The organism is Conyzicola sp. (assembly GCF_046714715.1).
In the GTDB taxonomy this organism is placed as follows: domain Bacteria; phylum Actinomycetota; class Actinomycetes; order Actinomycetales; family Microbacteriaceae; genus Conyzicola.
In genome coordinates this window covers 1-16401 of the sequence record NZ_JBKKAD010000123.1, presented here as the reverse complement: position 1 = coordinate 16401, position 16401 = coordinate 1, and the positions used below count along the sequence as shown (strand labels likewise).

General features: G+C 66.2%; 17 protein-coding genes. 1 reads left to right on the top strand and 16 read right to left on the bottom strand.

Features of this window, described 5'->3' with window-relative positions; all coding sequences use genetic code 11:
* From atpD to ACLQ6X_RS09395, 10 genes are all read right to left on the bottom strand, one after another.
* On the bottom strand, positions 1 to 1083 hold a 1083-nt coding region (gene atpD, locus ACLQ6X_RS09440; RefSeq protein WP_411699914.1), incomplete at its 3' end, for a F0F1 ATP synthase subunit beta.
* Positions 1084 to 1106: 23 nt separating this feature from the next.
* Positions 1107 to 2006, bottom strand: a complete 900-nt coding sequence (locus tag ACLQ6X_RS09435) for a F0F1 ATP synthase subunit gamma (RefSeq protein ID WP_411699913.1) — start codon at positions 2004 to 2006, stop codon at positions 1107 to 1109.
* 44 nt (positions 2007 to 2050) lie between these two features.
* Entirely contained in the window at positions 2051 to 3688 is a 1638-nt protein-coding gene (atpA, locus tag ACLQ6X_RS09430; protein WP_411699912.1) for a F0F1 ATP synthase subunit alpha, read from the bottom strand.
* A gap of 41 nt (positions 3689 to 3729) precedes the next feature.
* Entirely contained in the window at positions 3730 to 4518 is a 789-nt protein-coding gene (locus ACLQ6X_RS09425; RefSeq protein ID WP_411699911.1) for a F0F1 ATP synthase subunit delta, read from the bottom strand.
* On the bottom strand, positions 4518 to 5078 hold the full coding sequence (locus tag ACLQ6X_RS09420) for a F0F1 ATP synthase subunit B (protein ID WP_411699910.1): 561 nt from the start codon (positions 5076 to 5078) through the stop codon (positions 4518 to 4520). The genes ACLQ6X_RS09425 and ACLQ6X_RS09420 overlap by 1 nt, the downstream gene beginning before the upstream one ends.
* Before the next feature lie 21 nt (positions 5079 to 5099).
* Positions 5100 to 5333: an ATP synthase F0 subunit C gene (gene atpE, locus ACLQ6X_RS09415; RefSeq protein ID WP_188508994.1), complete on the bottom strand. Its 234-nt coding sequence runs from the start codon at positions 5331 to 5333 to the stop codon at positions 5100 to 5102.
* A gap of 78 nt (positions 5334 to 5411) precedes the next feature.
* On the bottom strand, positions 5412 to 6227 hold the full coding sequence (atpB, locus tag ACLQ6X_RS09410) for a F0F1 ATP synthase subunit A (RefSeq protein ID WP_411699909.1): 816 nt from the start codon (positions 6225 to 6227) through the stop codon (positions 5412 to 5414).
* A gap of 142 nt (positions 6228 to 6369) precedes the next feature.
* Positions 6370 to 6816: a hypothetical protein gene (locus ACLQ6X_RS09405; protein WP_411699908.1), complete on the bottom strand. Its 447-nt coding sequence runs from the start codon at positions 6814 to 6816 to the stop codon at positions 6370 to 6372.
* An 8-nt stretch (positions 6817 to 6824) separates the two neighbouring features.
* Positions 6825 to 7967: an MraY family glycosyltransferase gene (locus ACLQ6X_RS09400; RefSeq protein ID WP_411699907.1), complete on the bottom strand. Its 1143-nt coding sequence runs from the start codon at positions 7965 to 7967 to the stop codon at positions 6825 to 6827.
* Positions 7964 to 8641, bottom strand: a complete 678-nt coding sequence (locus tag ACLQ6X_RS09395) for an L-threonylcarbamoyladenylate synthase (protein WP_411699906.1) — start codon at positions 8639 to 8641, stop codon at positions 7964 to 7966. Before ACLQ6X_RS09395 ends, ACLQ6X_RS09400 begins: the two co-directional genes overlap by 4 nt.
* A gap of 65 nt (positions 8642 to 8706) precedes the next feature.
* On the opposite strand from ACLQ6X_RS09395, the gene ACLQ6X_RS09390 reads away from it, so the two are divergent.
* The gene (locus tag ACLQ6X_RS09390) at positions 8707 to 9336 is read left to right on the top strand and encodes an HAD-IA family hydrolase (protein ID WP_411699905.1); all 630 of its coding nucleotides are present in this window, start codon (positions 8707 to 8709) and stop codon (positions 9334 to 9336) included.
* 161 nt (positions 9337 to 9497) lie between these two features.
* On the opposite strand, the gene prmC is transcribed toward ACLQ6X_RS09390, so the two are convergent.
* The 6 genes from prmC to ACLQ6X_RS09360 form a co-directional block, all read right to left on the bottom strand.
* On the bottom strand, positions 9498 to 10367 hold the full coding sequence (gene prmC / locus ACLQ6X_RS09385) for a peptide chain release factor N(5)-glutamine methyltransferase (RefSeq protein WP_411699904.1): 870 nt from the start codon (positions 10365 to 10367) through the stop codon (positions 9498 to 9500).
* A 99-nt stretch (positions 10368 to 10466) separates the two neighbouring features.
* Complete coding sequence (prfA, locus tag ACLQ6X_RS09380; protein ID WP_411699903.1) at positions 10467 to 11549, bottom strand: peptide chain release factor 1; 1083 nt, start codon at positions 11547 to 11549, stop codon at positions 10467 to 10469.
* 2 nt (positions 11550 to 11551) lie between these two features.
* Positions 11552 to 13915, bottom strand: coding sequence for a transcription termination factor Rho (gene rho / locus ACLQ6X_RS09375; protein ID WP_411699902.1), 2364 nt, complete (start codon positions 13913 to 13915; stop codon positions 11552 to 11554).
* A gap of 179 nt (positions 13916 to 14094) precedes the next feature.
* On the bottom strand, positions 14095 to 15048 hold the full coding sequence (gene thrB, locus ACLQ6X_RS09370; RefSeq protein ID WP_411699901.1) for a homoserine kinase: 954 nt from the start codon (positions 15046 to 15048) through the stop codon (positions 14095 to 14097).
* Positions 15045 to 16121 (bottom strand): threonine synthase, encoded by a 1077-nt coding sequence (gene thrC / locus ACLQ6X_RS09365; RefSeq protein ID WP_411699915.1) that lies wholly within the window; start codon positions 16119 to 16121, stop codon positions 15045 to 15047. The genes thrB and thrC overlap by 4 nt, the downstream gene beginning before the upstream one ends.
* A 12-nt stretch (positions 16122 to 16133) precedes the next feature.
* Positions 16134 to 16401 (bottom strand): ACT domain-containing protein (locus tag ACLQ6X_RS09360; protein ID WP_411699900.1); only part of this gene is annotated, 268 nt, incomplete at its 5' end.

The window sequence follows — 16401 nt, the reverse complement described above, 5'->3', positions numbered from 1 at the left end:
GGTCAACGGGTCGACGGCCGGGTAGAGGCCCTTCGATGCGATCTCACGCGACAACTCGGTTGTGGCGTCCAGGTGGGCGAACGTGGTCGCCGGGGCCGGGTCGGTGTAGTCGTCGGCGGGCACGTAGATCGCCTGCAGCGAAGTGATCGAGTGGCCACGGGTCGAGGTGATGCGCTCCTGGAGCACACCCATCTCGTCGGCGAGGTTCGGCTGGTAACCGACGGCGGACGGCATGCGGCCGAGCAGCGTCGACACCTCGGAACCGGCCTGGGTGAAGCGGAAGATGTTGTCGATGAACAGCAGAACGTCTTGCTTTTGCACGTCGCGGAAGTACTCAGCCATCGTCAGGGCCGAGAGGGCTACGCGCAGACGCGTTCCCGGCGGCTCGTCCATCTGGCCGAAGACTAGGGCGGTCTTGTCGAAGACGCCGGCCTCTTCCATTTCGGCGATGAGGTCGTTGCCCTCACGGGTGCGCTCGCCGACACCGGCGAACACGGACACTCCACCGTGGTCCTGCGCGACGCGCTGGATCATTTCCTGGATCAGAACGGTCTTGCCGACGCCGGCTCCACCGAAGAGGCCGATCTTTCCGCCGAGAACATACGGCGTGAGAAGGTCGATGACCTTGATACCGGTCTCGAAGAGCTCGGTCTTCGACTCGAGCTGGTCGAATGCCGGGGGCTTGCGGTGGATGGGCCAGCGCTCGGTGATCTCGATCGGCTCGCCACCCTCGTTGTTGAGGATGTCGCCGATGACGTTGAAGACCTTGCCCTTGGTGATGTCACCGACGGGCACGGTGATCGGCTCGCCGGAGTCGCGGACTTCCTGGCCGCGGACGAGTCCGTCGGTCGGGTTGAGCGCGATGGCGCGGACGAGGTCGTCGCCGAGGTGCTGTGCGACCTCGAGGGTGATCTCGTTAGTCTGGTCGCCGACGGTGATCGTCGTCTTGAGAGCGTTGTAGATGCCGGGAATCGAGTCGTGCGGGAACTCGATGTCGACGACGGGGCCGGTTACGCGGGCGATGCGGCCGACGCCGGCGGGCGTGGCCACATCCGGCGTGGCGGCGGGGGCTGAGGTAGTCATGGCTTCCCTATTCTCCTGAGGTTCTATTTCGCCGAGCTGAGGGCGTCTGCGCCGCCAACGATCTCGGAAATCTGTTGGGTGATCTCGGACTGGCGAGCGTTGTTCGACAGTCGGGTGTAGTCCTTGATGAGCTTGTCGGCGTTGTCGCTTGCCGACTTCATCGCACGCTGACGGGCGGCGTGCTCAGACGCAGCCGACTGCAACATTGCGTTGAAGATGCGGCTCTCGATGTAGACGGGAAGCAGAGCGTCGAGTACATCGCTGACCTCGGGCTCGAACTCGTAGAGCGGCAACACGTCGCTGGGCTCGGGGCTCTCGACGCCTTCGACGACCTCGAGAGGCAGCAGACGCACGACCTCGGGAACCTGGGTCACCACGCTTACGAAACGGTTGAAGACGATGTGGATCTCGTCGACCCCGCCCTCGCTCGCCGGCTGGATGAACTTGGCCACGAGGGCCTCGCCGATCGACTGCGCGGTTTCGAATTCCGGACGCTCGGTCGAGCCGGTCCACTGCTGCTCGGACGCACGCTTGCGGAACGCGAAGTTCGCGATCGCCTTGCGCCCGACCAGGTAGTAGACGACCTCGCGGCCCTGGCTTTGCAGCAGGGCAGCGAGTTCGCCGGCTTCCTTCAGCACACTGGAGCTGAAAGCGCCGGCGAGACCGCGGTCGGAGGAGAAGATGACGATCGCTGCGCGCTCGATCTTCTCCGGTTCCGTCGTGAGGATGTGGTCGACGTTGGAGAACGTGGCGACAGCCGACACGGCGCGCGTCACAGCGCGTGAATACGGCCCGGATGCTGCAACCCGCTGCTGCGCTTTTTGAATGCGCGAAGCGGAGATGAGCTCCATGGCCCGAGTGATCTTCTTGGTCGTCTGGGCAGACTTGATCTTCTGCCGGTAGACCCGAAGTTGCGCTCCCATGTCTTTATTCCTTTGGTTTCAGTCGTCGATCGGAGGAGAGGCGCTTAGCGCTTCTGCTTGACGATCTTTTCCTGGTTGACGTCTTCCTTGGCGAGCTCGTCGAACTTCTCGGATCCGACCGAGAGCAGCGGCTTGCCTTCACCGGTCTGGAACTCGAGCTTGAACTTGTCGACTCCCTCGTGGAGGGCGGTGACGATGTCGTCGCTCAACACGTTCGTGTCGCGCAGCTTGGTGAGCACCTCGGTGTTGCGACCGAGGTAGTCGAGCAGTTCGCGCTCGAAACGCAGTACGTCTTCGATCGGGACCTCGTCGAGCTTGCCGTTGGTTCCGGCCCAGATCGAGACGACCTGGTCTTCGACCGGGTACGGCGAGTACTGCGGCTGGCGCAGCAGCTCGGTGAGGCGGGCGCCGCGGGCAAGCTGGCGACGGCTCGCGGGGTCGAGGTCGGATGCGAACATCGCGAAGGCCTCGAGCGAACGGTACTGGGCCAACTCGAGCTTGAGAGTTCCGGAGACCTTCTTGATCGACTTCACCTGGGCGTCGCCGCCGACTCGCGAAACCGAGATTCCCACGTCGACCGCGGGACGCTGGTTGGCGTTGAACAGATCGGACTGGAGGAAGATCTGGCCGTCGGTGATCGAGATCACGTTGGTCGGGATGTACGCGGAGACGTCGTTCGCCTTCGTCTCGATGAGCGGGAGACCCGTCATCGAGCCGGCGCCGAGCTCGTCGGACAGCTTGGCGCAACGCTCCAGCAGACGCGAGTGCAGGTAGAAGACGTCACCCGGGTAGGCCTCGCGTCCCGGCGGACGGCGCAGCAGCAGCGACACGGCGCGGTAGGCCTCGGCCTGCTTCGACAGGTCGTCGAACACGATGAGCACGTGCTTGCCGGCGTACATCCAGTGCTGGCCGATGGCCGAACCGGTGTACGGGGCGAGGTACTTGAAGCCGGCGGGGTCGGAGGCGGGAGCCGCGACGATCGTCGTGTACTCCATGGCTCCGGCGTCCTCGAGCGCGCCCTTGATGGCGGCGATCGTGGAGCCCTTCTGGCCGATGGCGACGTAGATGCAGCGAACCTGCTTGTTGACGTCGCCCGACTCCCAGTTGGCCTTCTGGTTGATGATCGTGTCGATCGCGATCGCCGACTTGCCGGTCTGGCGGTCGCCGATGATGAGCTGGCGCTGGCCGCGGCCGATCGGGATCATGGCGTCGATGGCCTTGATGCCGGTCTGCATCGGCTCGTGCACGCTCTTGCGGTGCATAACGCCGGGAGCCTGAAGCTCGAGAGCACGACGACCCTCGGAGACGATCTCGCCGAGGCCGTCGATCGGGGCACCGAGGGTGTCCACGACGCGACCGAGGTAGGCGTCGCCGACGGGTACGGAGAGGACCTCACCGGTGCGGGTCACCTCCATGCCTTCGACGATGTCGATGAATTCACCGAGCACGACGACGCCGATCTCGTTCTCGTCGAGGTTCTGGGCGAGGCCCAGAACGCCGTTGGAGAACTTGATGAGCTCGTTCGCCATAACGCCGGGGAGCCCCTCGACGTGGGCGATGCCGTCGGCGGCATCGATGACGTAGCCGACCTCGGTGGTGGCCGAGGCGCCGGGCTCGTAGGCCTTGACGAAGTCTTTCAGCGCGTCGCGGATCTCGTCCGGGCTGATTGTTAGTTCTGCCATCTTCTTTTTCCTCTTCTGGTGGAAAGTCTGTGCAGCCGCCGCTAGGCGAGCTGGAGCCTGAGTTCGTTGAGTCTGGATGCGACGCTGCCGTCGATGATCTCGTCACCCAGCTGCACGCGAACTCCGCCGACGAGCGACGGGTCGATCACGTGATTGATGCGAAGTCCGCGTCCGTAGCTCGCCGAGAGGGCCGCCGTGAGACGCGTCAGCTGATCGGGCGTGATCGCCGCTGCCGTCGTGACGGTGGCGACCGCGAGGTCGGCCTCGTCTGCGACGACGTTCGCGGCGAACTTGAGCAGCTCGGCGATGCGGCGGCCGCGAGGCTGCTGCACGAGCTGCGAGACGATCGCGACGGTCTGCTTGCTCGCCTTCGAACCGAGGAGACGCTCGACGAGCGCCGCCTTCGCCTCGTCGGAACCGAGCTTGCTGCCGACCGCGAGTTCGAGCTCGGCGTCGGAACCGACGGCCTTACCGAAGGAGAACAGCTCGTCGCCGATGTTGGCCGACGGGTCGGACTTCGCGAGGATGCGGATGCCGATCTCTTCGACGCCTGCAAGCAGGTCGTCTTCTGTCGACCACGCGTTCGTGACGATCACGCCGAGCAGTTCGCGGGCCGTAGCGTCGACCGACGCGAAGACCGCGTTCACGATCGACAGCTTGGCCGCCTTGTCACCAGACGGGTCAGCGAGAGCCGCACGCAACTGGAAGGAGGTGCCGAGCACACGACCGGCGGCGAGCAGTTGTTCGCCCGTCGCCAGTGTCGCCTTGCCACCGAGTTCGGCGAGTGCCGAACGCGAGGTGGAGAGTGCTTCTCTCGTTGCCGAACCCATTACTTGCCTGCCTTGGCCTTCTCAGAAGCCTCGAGCTCCGCGAGGAACCGGTCGACGACGGCCGACGCCTTCGTGTCGTCGCTGAGGCTCTCGCCGATGACGCCGGAGGCGAGGTCGATGGCGAGCGAGCCGACTTCGGCGCGCAGCGAGATGATGGCGCCCTGGCGCTCCGCCTCGATCTGCGCCTTGGCGCTGGCGGTGACGCGAGCTGCCTCGACGGTCGCCTGCTCCTTGAGCTCGTTGATGATCGCGGTGCCGTCGAGACGGGCTTGTTCGCGGATACGAGCGGCTTCGGCGCGAGCCTCGGCCAGCTGCTTCTTGTATTCCTCGAGAGCCGCGTCGGCTTCAGCCTGAGCGTTTTCCGCCTTCTTGATGCCGCCCTCGATGAGCTCGGCACGCGCATCCAACGTCTTCCGCATGGCGGGAAGAACGATCTTCCAGAACAGGAAGAGGATGATCGCGAAAGGAACGATCGACCAGATGATGTCGTAGATCTCGGGGATCAACGGGTTCTTCTGCTCGACCGCTTCGGTCGCTGCGGTTGTGAATGCGTTAAGCATTTGGGTCCCTAGCAGGATCGGTTACTGGAAGATGAAGTACGTGGCGATACCGATGAAGGCGAGAGCCTCGGTGAAGGCGATACCGATGTACATGAGCACCGTGAGGCGACCCTGGAGTTCGGGCTGGCGAGCGACGGACTCGATCGTCTTTCCGACGACGATACCTACACCGATTGCCGGGCCGATGGCTGCGAGGCCGTAACCGACGGTTGCGATGTTTCCGTTGAGTTCAGCGACGATGGATGTTGCGTCCACGTTGTGGTTCCTTCCGTGATGTCGACCCGGGCTTGTGCCCGAATCGGTAGTGCGTTGGTCTGAGGGGCTGTGAAGCGCTTAGTGCTCGTCTGCCAGCGCGAGCTGGAGGTAGACGGCGGTGAGCAGGGTGAAGACGTAGGCCTGCAGCACGGCGACGAGGATCTCGAAGAACGTGAAGACGATGCCGAAGGCGAGGGTGCCGATTCCGAACAGTCCGAAGAAGCCGGTGTTTCCGTCGCCGAAGAAGAAGAAGTGCGTGGCGGCGAAGAACAGGACGAGCAGCAAGTGGCCGACGATCATGTTCATCAGCAGTCGGAGCGTGAGGGTGATCGGCCGCAGGATGAAGGTCGAGAAGAACTCGATCGGCGTCACGATGATGTACAGCGCCTTGGGAACTCCGGGCGGGAAGAGCGAGTTCTTGAAGAAGTTGCCCGGGTGCTTCTTGACGCCGGCGTAGATGAAGGTCACATAGGCCACGAGTGCGAGCACGAGGGGTACGCCGATAACCGAGGTACCGGCGATATTCAGCAGCGGGATGATGCCCGTGAAGTTCATCACGATCACCATAAAGAAGATCGTCGTCAGGATCGGCAGGAAGCGGGCGCCGTCTTTCTTGCCCAGCAGGTCTTCTGCGATGTTGACGCGAACGAGGTCGAGTCCCATTTCGACCGCACCCTGGAAGCGACCCGGGATGAGCTTCATACGCCGGGTGCCGAGCCAGAAGATCAGCACGATCGCGATGACCGCGAGGAACCGGATCAGAATGATGCGGTTCATCTCGAACGGGGTGTCGGCGAAGAAGATCGCGTCGGGGAAGAACTCGTTGATGGATGGGGCGTGGAACGCCCCTTCACCGTGCTCGTCGTCAGCGGCGAAGGGAAGTAGCGGGGTCAAAGCGAGATGCAACAGCGCTAACTCCAGAATCGGGGACGTGCAAAACACGGCGATGGAAGGTGGGGGTTTTGTACTTAGGAAACCCTATCAAGAGAACGCGGTCGAAACGAATCCGACGGCGTTCTCTATTACTAGGGGCGAACTACGCGTTGTCACCCTCGGACGAGGGCCCGGAAGCGGGCAGCTCGACGTCGACGTAGGGCTGGCGTGAGCGTGCTATGACCACGACATCCACCACCAGGCTTCCGACGACTCCCACGATCACGGTGAGCAGTAACACGACGTTGTTGATCCACGGCTGGTCTTTCAACACGAAGAGCAGAACGAGGAAGACGGCGAACTTCAGCAGCCAGCCGCCGAGCACCGTGACGAAGAAGAGCGGGTTCAGGAAGTCGGAGTGGGCGATGCGGTTGGCGAGCAGGATGCTGCCTGCCGTGACCCCGAGGAACACGAACGCCATAGCCGCGCCGATGAGGGCGCTCACGAGCCCCACGCTGCCGTCGACGAGGTATCCGATGATCGAACCGACCAGGGCGATCGCGACGGCCAGCAGGCCGCCGAAGAGGATGGTGTTTTTCAGTATCGGCATTGCGCTATTCACAGCGGAAGCCCTTTCGTCTCGGAGGCGGCTTCAGCTTCGCGCCGTAGCGGGGTGCGCCTGCGCAGCGGGCCGAGGGTGAGGAACGTGCACACCACGAAGCCCACGGCGATGAAGATCGTCGATACGTACCAGGGCACGAACATAAACGACAGGCAGCCGACGGCCACGACGGCAGTCCAGCTGTAGAAGATCAGCACGGACTGCAGGTGGGAGTGCCCCATGTCCATCAGGCGGTGGTGCAGATGCTTGCGGTCGGCAGCGAAGGGCGATTTTCCGGCGAGCAGGCGACGGATGACGGCAAGGGCGAAGTCCAGCAGCGGCAGGGTCAGCACGGCGGCGGGCAGCAGGATGGGGATGAAGGCCGGCAGCAGCTGGCGTCCGCCGAGGCTCTCCGGGTCGACGTTGCCGGTGACCGAGATGGCCGAGGCGGCCATCAGCAGTCCGACGAGCAACGCGCCGGCATCGCCCATAAACAGCTTCGCCGGGTAGAAGTTCAGCGGCAAGAACCCGATGCACGCGCCGATGAGCACCGCGGTGATGAGCGATGCCAGGTTGTAGTACTCGGACTGGTTCGTGTTGACGGCGAGGATGTAGCTGTAGATGAAGAAGACACCGTTGGCGATCAGCGCGACGCCCGCGACGAGTCCGTCGAGGCCGTCGATGAAGTTGATGGCGTTCATCACCAGCACGACCGCGAGCACGGTCAGGGCGAGCGACATGGTCGGCGACAGCGACGTCACTCCCCCGAAGATCGGAAGCGTGTAGATCTGCACGCCCGACCACGCGAGCACGCCGCCGGCGATGATCTGGCCCGCGAGCTTGGTCATCCAGTCGAGATCCCAGATGTCGTCGCCGACTCCGATCAGCACGATGATCAACGCGGCGGCGAAGAGGCCCCAGACCTTGAGCGGCTCGGAGAAGATGAGGCTCAGGTTGGGCAGCTGCGACGCGACCACGAACGCGACGATCATGCCGATGAACATCGCGATACCGCCGAGTCGCGGAGTGGGCCGCGTGTGCACGTCGCGCTCGCGCACCTTCGGGTAGAGCCGGTAGCGGTGGCTCAGCTTGAGGATGAGGAAGGCGAGCACGAACGTGACGATGGCCGAGATCGCGGTGACCAGCAGGTAGGCGATCATGCGCACCGCTCGCCGACGATGGCGCGGATCGCGTCGTCGGAGATCACACCGCTGCGCACGATGCGCAGCTTGCCGTCGGGCAGCAACAGGCCGGTCGCGTCGACGATCGTCGACCCGGTGGCGGCCGACGCGTCCGGATAGGTACCGCCGGCCTCGCCGTCGTCGAGGTAGATGGAAACGCTGTCGCCCAGCATCCGCTGCGCCTCCTGGGCCGTCATCGCGGCGGGCTCGCCGGTGAGGTTCGCACTGGAGACGGCGAGCGGCCCGGTCTCGGACAGGATCTCGAGCACGACCCGGTTCGACGGCATGCGCAGGGCGACGGTGCCGTTGGTGTCGCCGAGGTCCCAATTGAGCGACGCGCGCGCGGGCAGGATGACGGTGAGCCCGCCTGGCCAGAAGGCCGCGACGAGCGCGCGCACCTCGTCGGGCACGGTCTCGGCGAGGGCGTCGAGCGTGGGGATCCCGGGGATGAGCACGGGCGGCGGCGACTGGCGCCCACGGCCCTTGGCCTCGAGCAGCCGCGTGACGGCCTTCGGGTTGAACGCGTCGGCCGCGACCCCGTAGACGGTGTCGGTCGGCAGCACTACGAGCTCGCCCTTGCCGATGGCCGATCGCGCGAGCCGCATGCCGGTGAGCAGCTCGGTTTCAACCGAGCAATCGTAGAGGGAGGCCATGTCACGTTTATGATACCGGCAGCCGGTCGGTGATTCCTGACATCCGGAGTAGCGTGGATGGCAACGTGGACCTCTACCTCTTTGACTTCGACAAGACGCTGTACGCCTATGACTTTCGAAAGCGGCTGCCCGAACTGGCGCGCCTCGGCGGCGTGAGCCAGTACCACCTCGCCAGCACGTGGTGGGCGGCGGGGTACGAGCGCCGCGCCGAGTCGGGCGAATGGCCCACGAGCGGCGAATACCTGGCCGAGTTCGCGCGTGTCACCGGGGCCGAGCTGACGCTCGACCAGTGGGCGGATGCGCGCGGCCTGGCCATGACGCGCATCGACGGCAGCGTCGCGGCTCTACGCCGCGCGGCGACGCTGGGCACGACCTCGCTGCTCTCGAACAACCCGTCGGTGTTCCAGGCCGCCCTTCCGCTCATCGCTCCCGACGTGGCATCCGTTCTCGGCGACAATCTGCTGGTGAGCGCCGAGCTCGGCGTGCGCAAACCGGACGACGACATCTACTACCTCGCGATGCGGCGCTACGGGGCCCGCCCCGAGAACACCTTCTTCGTCGACGACAGCGCCGAGAACGTCGACGCGGCCGCCGAACTGGGCGTCTACACGCACCACTTCACGACGCCCGAGCGGTTGGATGACGCGATCACCGCGTTCTCGAACCGGGTTCTCTCGGTGAACAGACCCGCCTGACCCCGCTGTTCATCGTCAAAGAGACGACGTCAGACTGGCGCAACTCAGGCAGGATTGCGGATGCCGCGGCACACGCCGTGCGGATCCGCGGGCCACACCCCCGGCGAACACGTTCTGCCTGAGTTGCGCAACCGGGCCGGGCGGCGATCGTCGGCGGGTGCCTAGGGGCGCAGCGCCGTCGTCGCGCGGTCGCGCCCGAGCAGGTCGGGGTGGCTGGCGACGGCGAGCCAGCCGTCGGCGCGCAGCAGTGCAGCGATCTCGGCGGCCTGCAGTTCGCCGTGTTCCATCACGAGCGTTCCGCCGCTGTGCAGCAGGCGCAGGCCGGTCGCGGAGACCCGGTGCACGACATCGAGTCCGTCGTCGCCGCCGTACAGCGCGATCTCGGGGTCGAACAGGCGCACTTCGGGGTCGCGGGGTATCGCCGCGCGCGGGATGTAGGGCGGGTTCGAGATGACGACCGACACGGTGCCGTCGAGCTCGGGCAGCGCGACAGCGAGATCGGTGAAGATCGGGGTCGCGTTGCTGGCCCCGCTCTCGCGGAAGTTCTGTCTGGTCCAGACGAAGGCGAGCGGCGACACCTCGACGCCGTAGACGCGGGCGTGCGGCACCTCGGTGGCCATGGCGAGCGCGATCGCGCCGCTGCCGGTGCCGAGGTCGACGCCGATGGGCTGCGCTGTGGCGGTCGCGCGCAGCGCGTCGATCGCGAACTGCACGACCTGCTCGGTCTCCGGCCGGGGCACGAAGACCCCGGGTCCGACGGCCAGGTTCAGCTGCCGGAACGGGGCACGCCCGGTGATGTGCTGCAGGGGTTCGCGGGCCGCGCGTCGCTCGACGAGTTCTGCGATGCGCGAGGCGTCCGCCTCGGTGAGTGCGGCATCCGTGATCGCTTTCGACTGCACCTGTCCGCGATTCAGATCGAGAACGTGGCCGATGAGCAGCTCGGCGTCGACGCGCGGGTTCGGCACGCCCGCTCGGCTCAACTGTGAGACGGCGCCCGTGAGCACCGTCTGCACGGTCGGATTCGTAGACATATGACTTCTTCGGGTCGTCAGATGGAGGATCTGGTTGAGCCTGTCGAAACCTCGTTGGGAGATTTCGACAGGCTCAATCGACAGGTCGGGCCAATCGGCTTAGGAGTCGTCGGAACCGATGTCGGCGAGCTGCGACTCCTCGTCGGAGACGATGCACGACTGGATGACGGGCTCGAGAGCCCCGTTCATCACGGCGTCGAGGTTGTAGGCCTTGTAGCCGGTGCGGTGGTCGGCGATGCGGTTCTCGGGGAAGTTGTAGGTGCGGATGCGCTCCGAGCGATCCATGGTGCGGATCTGGCTCTTGCGGAAGACCGACGCCTCCGCGTCCGCCTCCTCCTGGTAGCGCGCGAGGATGCGTGCGCGCAGAACGCGCATGCCGGCCTCACGGTTCTGCAACTGCGACTTCTCGTTCTGCATCGCGACCACGATTCCCGTCGGAAGGTGGGTGATGCGCACGGCGGAGTCGGTCGTGTTGACCGACTGGCCGCCCGGGCCGCTCGAACGGTAGACGTCGATCTTGAGATCGTTCTGGTTGATCTCGACCTCTTCGGGCTCGTCGACCTCGGGGAAGACGAGCACGCCCGCCGCCGAAGTGTGGATGCGTCCCTGCGACTCGGTCGCCGGCACGCGCTGTACGCGGTGCACACCGCCCTCGTACTTGAGGTGCGCCCAGACGCCCTCCGCGGGGTCGGTGGATGAACCCTTGATGGCGAGCTGCACGTCTTTGTATCCACCCAGATCACTCTGGGTCGACGTGATGATCTCCGTCTTCCACTTCTTCGACTCGGCGTAGTGCAGGTACATGCGCAGCAGGTCGGCGGCGAACAGCGCCGACTCGGCGCCGCCCTCCCCCATCTTGATCTCCATGATGATGTCGCGGCCGTCGTTGGGGTCGCGCGGGATCAGCAGGCGGCGCAGAGTCTCCTCGGCGGTCGCCAGCGTCTCGGTCATGCCCGGGATCTCCGCGGCGAACGACTCGTCCTCCGCGGCCATCTCGGTCGCGGCCTCGAGGTCGTCGGTCAGCTGACGCCACTCGTGATACGCGGCCACGATGCGGCTGAGCTCCGCGTACCGGCGGTTGACCTTCTTGCTGCGGGCCGGATTCGAGTGCAGTTCCGGATCAGCCAGCTGTTCCTGGAGCGACTCGTGCTCGGCCAGTAGTGACTGCACTGACTCGAACACGATTAGTCTTCCTTGGAGCTCGACGTGCTCGGCAGCGACTTCTGGATCTGCATGAGGAACTCGACGTTCGACTGCGTTTCACGAAGCTTGCCGAGAACGATCTCGAGCGCCTGCTGCTGGTCGAGGCCGGCGAGGGCGCGACGCAGCTTCCAGGTCACCTTGACCTCGTCGGAGCCGAGCAGCATCTCCTCGCGACGGGTGCCCGAGGCGTTGATGTCGACGGCCGGGAAGATGCGCTTGTCGGCGAGCTGGCGCGAGAGGCGCAGCTCCATGTTGCCGGTGCCCTTGAACTCCTCGAAGATGACCTCGTCCATCTTGCTGCCGGTCTCGACGAGAGCGGTCGCGATGATGGTGAGCGAGCCACCCTCTTCGATGTTGCGGGCCGCTCCGAAGAAACGCTTCGGCGGGTACAGTGCGGCCGAGTCGACGCCGCCGGACAGGATACGACCGGATGCCGGAGCAGTCAGGTTGTACGCGCGTCCGAGCCGGGTGATCGAGTCGAGCAGCACAACGACGTCGTGGCCGAGCTCGACGAGACGCTTGGCGCGCTCGATGGCCAGCTCGGCGACCGTGGTGTGGTCTTCGGCGGGACGGTCGAACGTCGAGGCGATGACCTCGCCCTTGACCGTGCGCTGCATGTCGGTGACTTCTTCGGGACGCTCGTCGACGAGGACGACCATGAGGTGCACCTCGGGGTTGTTCTTGGCGATGGCGTTGGCGATGGCCTGCAGCACGAGGGTCTTGCCGGCCTTGGGCGGCGAGACGATGAGGCCGCGCTGGCCCTTGCCGATCGGGGCGACGAGGTCGATGATGCGGGTCGACAGCTTGGCCGACTCGGTCTCGAGGCGCAGACGCTCCTGCGGGTAGAGCGGCGTGAGCTTGCCGAACTCGACGCGGTTCGCGGCTTCCTCGATCGAGAGGCCGTTGATCGAGTCGATCTTGACGATCGCGTTGTACTTCTGGCGGCCCTGACCCTGGTCGCCGTCGCGGGGCTGGCGGATCGAGCCGACGACGGCGTCACCCTTGCGCAGGTTGTACTTCTTGACCTGGCCGAGCGAGACGTAGACGTCGTTGTTGCCCGGCAGGTAGCCCGAGGTGCGCACGAAGGCGTAGTTGTCGAGCACGTCGAGGATTCCGGCGACGGGGATGAGCACGTCGTCTTCGGTGATCTCGGGCTCGAAGTCGTCGCCGACGGGGCCTCGGCCGCGCTTGCGGTCGCGGTAGCGGTTGCGTCCGCCGCGCTCCGACTCGTCGTCGAGGGGCAGGCGGTCGTCGGCGGCGGCGCGGCCGTTGCGCTGCTGCGCGCCGTCGTTCTGGCGCTCGTTCTGCTGGCGGTCGTTCTGCGCGCGGTCGTTCTGCTGGCGCGGCTCGCCCTGCTGGCGGTCGTTCTGCTGGCGCGGCTCGCGGCCCTGGCGGGGCTCGCCCTGCTGCGCGTCGGCCTGGTCACGGCCGCCCTGGTCGTTCTGCTCCCGCGCACCCTGCTGGTGGTCGCCCTGCTGGCGGTCGCCCTGCTCGCGGCTCGCCTGCTGGCGGTCGCGGCGATTGCGGTTGCGTCCGCGGCTGGAGCCGCCCTCACGCTGCTCGTTCTGGTTCTGCTCGCCGTTCTCCTGGGCGTCGGCGCCCTCGGTCTGGGCGTTGTTGTTCTGGGCGTTGTTGTTCTGGGCGTTGTTGTTCTGCGCAGGCGACTCGGCGACCGGCAGCTCGATCGAGTTGAGCGCCTCGGCCTTCTCGGCGTCGGTGGGCTTGCTCGACTGGGCGTCGGCGCCCGCGCGGCCACCCTGGCGGCGCTGGCGCGGCTCGCGGGTCTGCGGTTCGCGCACGGCGCGGGCCGCACGCTGCAGCGGCGGACGGTCGGCGTCGGCACCGAGGTCGAGACCGGACTCGGCCTGGTTCACGTGGGCGCGGGCGGAGCGCGGGCCCTCGTCGGTGATCTCGGCGACGGGGGTCGCCTCGACGATGTTCTCGGCGGCGGCCGTGGCCGACTCGGTCACGGCGATCGCGGCGGCGGCTGCCGCGGCGGCGATCGCTTCGGCGTCGGCCGTGGTGGCGCGACGGGAGACGCGCTTCTTCGCGACGGGCGCGGCCGGCGCCTCGGTGGCGGGAGCGGCTGCTGCCGGTGCGGCAACTTCCGCTGCGGCAACGGGAGCGGCTTCAGCGGCGACGGGCGCTTCGGTGGCGGGTGCGACGGAGGCCGCATCCGCACCGTTCTGCAGCTGGGTGATGGCGGTCACGAGTTCGCCCTTGCGGAGCTTGGAAGCGCCGCTCAGACCCAGCTCGGCAGCGAGTGCCTGCAGTTCGGGAAGTCGGAGGGAGCTCAGGTTCGAGTTGGAGTCCGCGCTCGATGGGCGGACGTTGACATCAGTCACTAGGGGGGTTCCTTTCCCCGGCCGCGAATTCAGATACGCGGTGGAGAGGTGATCTTGTCGCCCCGTGTCTGTGCGGCTGCACAGGAATCTACTTGGGCGATGTGGGTGAGAGTGCACACCGGGCGGTACCAAGACTGGCGAGCAGCCTTGTTGTTCCGAATGGTGCGGAGCAGCTGTGGCTAGGCCACGGCTTCTACCGGGTGCGAAATCACTGTAGCACCTTTGAAGTCCACGGCCAGCATGAGCGACTGCCACGGCGTTGCGGCGTTTTCGGTCACCAGCTGGGCGGCGACGAGGCGCTGCGCGGGGTCGCTGCAGAGCACGAGCAGCGAGGGTCCGGCGCCCGAGACGACGGCCGCGAGGCCGTTCTTGCGCAGCAGCTGGATGAGGCTGTCGGTCTCGGGCATGGCGCTCGCCCGATAGCTCTGGTGCAGCTTGTCTTCGGTGGCGGCGAGCAGCAGTTCGGGGCTCTGGATGAGAGCCGCGATGAGCAGCGCCGAGCGCGACACGTTGAAGATCGCGTCTTCGTGGGGCACCGACGACGGCTGCAGGCTGCGCGCGAGCGCGGTCGACATCGTGGTCTCGGGAACGCAGACCAGCGGCGAGACGCCACGGTGCACGATGAGCTTCTTGTGCTGGGGGCCCTCAGGCGTGACCCACGCGATGGTCAGGCCGCCGAAGAGGGCCGGAGCCACGTTGTCGGGGTGCCCCTCCATCTGGGTGGCGAGGCGCAGCAGGCCGACGGAGTCGATGTCGACGATGCCCTCGAGCAGGCCCTTTGCCGCCATGATGCCCGAGACGATCGCTGCTCCGGATGATCCGAGCCCACGTCCGTGCGGGATGACGTTGTGCGCCTCGAGGTGCAGGTTGGGCAACTCGAAACCGTAGGCGTTGAAGGTGTGCGCGATCGCCGTGACCACGAGGTTGGACTCGTCGGTGGGCACCTCGCCCGCGCCGACACCGTGCACGTCGACGTAGACGCCGGGCTCGTCGCGAACACTGACGTGCAGCTCGTCGTAGAGCGAGAGCGCGAGTCCGAGCGTGTCGAAGCCCGGCCCGAGGTTCGCCGTCGTCGCGGGCACCTTCACCGAGACCGAGCGGCCGGTCAGGTCGGGCGCGGGCTGGAGGCTCATGCCTTGCTCAGTCCGAGCACGTCGGCGATGGCGGTCGTGTCGACGGGCACGATCGTCGGGGTGATCTCGTCGCCGGTCGCCGTCTTGAGCGCCCACTGCGGATCTTTCAGGCCGTGGCCGGTGACGGTGAGCACGACGGTGGAGCCCTTGGGGATCTGGCCGGCGTCGGAACGCTCGAGCAGCCCCGCGACGCTGATCGCCGAGGCGGGCTCGACGAAGATGCCGACCTCGCCCGCGAGGATGCGGTAGGCCTCGAGAATCTTCTCGTCGTCGATGGCGCCGAAGTAGCCGTCGGTCGCTTCACGCGCCGCGATGGCGAGTTCCCACGATGCCGGGTTGCCGATGCGGATGGCGCTCGCGATGGTCTCGGGGTGCTTGACCACGTGGCCGAGCACGATGGGAGCGGAGCCCGCGGCCTGGAATCCGAACATGCGGGGCAGCTTGCTGGTGGCGCCGCGCTCGGCCTCTTCGGTGTAGCCGCGCGAGTAGGCGGTGTAGTTGCCGGCGTTGCCGACGGGCAGGATGTGGATGTCGGGCGCGTCGCCGAGCACCTCGACGACCTCGTAGGCCGCGGTCTTCTGGCCGTTGATGCGGTCGGGGTTCACCGAGTTCACGAGGTGCACGGGGTAGTTGGCCGAGAGGTCGCGGGCGATGTCGAGGCAGTCGTCGAAGTTGCCCTGCACCTGCAGCAGTTCGGCGTGGTGCGCGATGGCCTGGCTGAGCTTGCCCATCGCGATCTTGCCCTCCGGCACGAGAACGACGGCCTTGATACCCGCGTGGGTCGCATAGGCGGCGGCCGACGCCGAGGTGTTGCCGGTAGAGGCGCAGATGACGGCCTTCGCGCCGTGCTCGACGGCCTTCGAGATCGCCATGGTCATGCCGCGGTCCTTGAACGAACCGGTGGGGTTCATGCCCTCGTACTTGACCCAGACCTTCGCACCCGTGCGGGCGGAGAGGGCTGGTGCGGGGATGAGCGGCGTACCGCCCTCACCCAGGGTGATGACGGGCGTCGCGTCGGAGATGTCGAGTCGATCGCGGTATTCGTTGAGGACTCCGCGCCACTGCCGGCTCACAATGTTTGACACTTACAGGCCCTCAACTCTCAGAACGGAAACCACGCTGCTCACAACGTCGTTGCTGCCGAGCGCCGCGACTGTTGTTGCGAGCGACGACTCGGTTGCTTCGTGGGTGACGATAACAAGGGTAGCGGTGGGCAGCGCGGCATCCTTACCGTCGCTTACCGATTGTGACACCGCTTCGACCGATACGCCGTGATCGCTGAACAGGCTCGCGATGGTGGCGAGCACTCCCGGCTGGTCGATCACGCTGAGCGTGATCTGGTAGCGGGTGCGC

Coding starts and splice junctions, on each gene's coding strand:
- ACLQ6X_RS09425 (WP_411699911.1), bottom strand. CDS start 4,518: ATGGGTTCGGCAACGAGAGAAGCACTCTCCACCTCGCGTTCGGCACTC.
- prmC (WP_411699904.1), bottom strand. CDS start 10,367: ATGTCTACGAATCCGACCGTGCAGACGGTGCTCACGGGCGCCGTCTCA.
- ACLQ6X_RS09420 (WP_411699910.1), bottom strand. CDS start 5,078: ATGCTTAACGCATTCACAACCGCAGCGACCGAAGCGGTCGAGCAGAAG.
- ACLQ6X_RS09435 (WP_411699913.1), bottom strand. CDS start 2,006: ATGGGAGCGCAACTTCGGGTCTACCGGCAGAAGATCAAGTCTGCCCAG.
- atpA (WP_411699912.1), bottom strand. CDS start 3,688: ATGGCAGAACTAACAATCAGCCCGGACGAGATCCGCGACGCGCTGAAA.
- ACLQ6X_RS09400 (WP_411699907.1), bottom strand. CDS start 7,967: ATGATCGCCTACCTGCTGGTCACCGCGATCTCGGCCATCGTCACGTTC.
- thrB (WP_411699901.1), bottom strand. CDS start 15,048: ATGAGCCTCCAGCCCGCGCCCGACCTGACCGGCCGCTCGGTCTCGGTG.
- ACLQ6X_RS09405 (WP_411699908.1), bottom strand. CDS start 6,816: ATGCCGATACTGAAAAACACCATCCTCTTCGGCGGCCTGCTGGCCGTC.
- ACLQ6X_RS09395 (WP_411699906.1), bottom strand. CDS start 8,641: ATGGCCTCCCTCTACGATTGCTCGGTTGAAACCGAGCTGCTCACCGGC.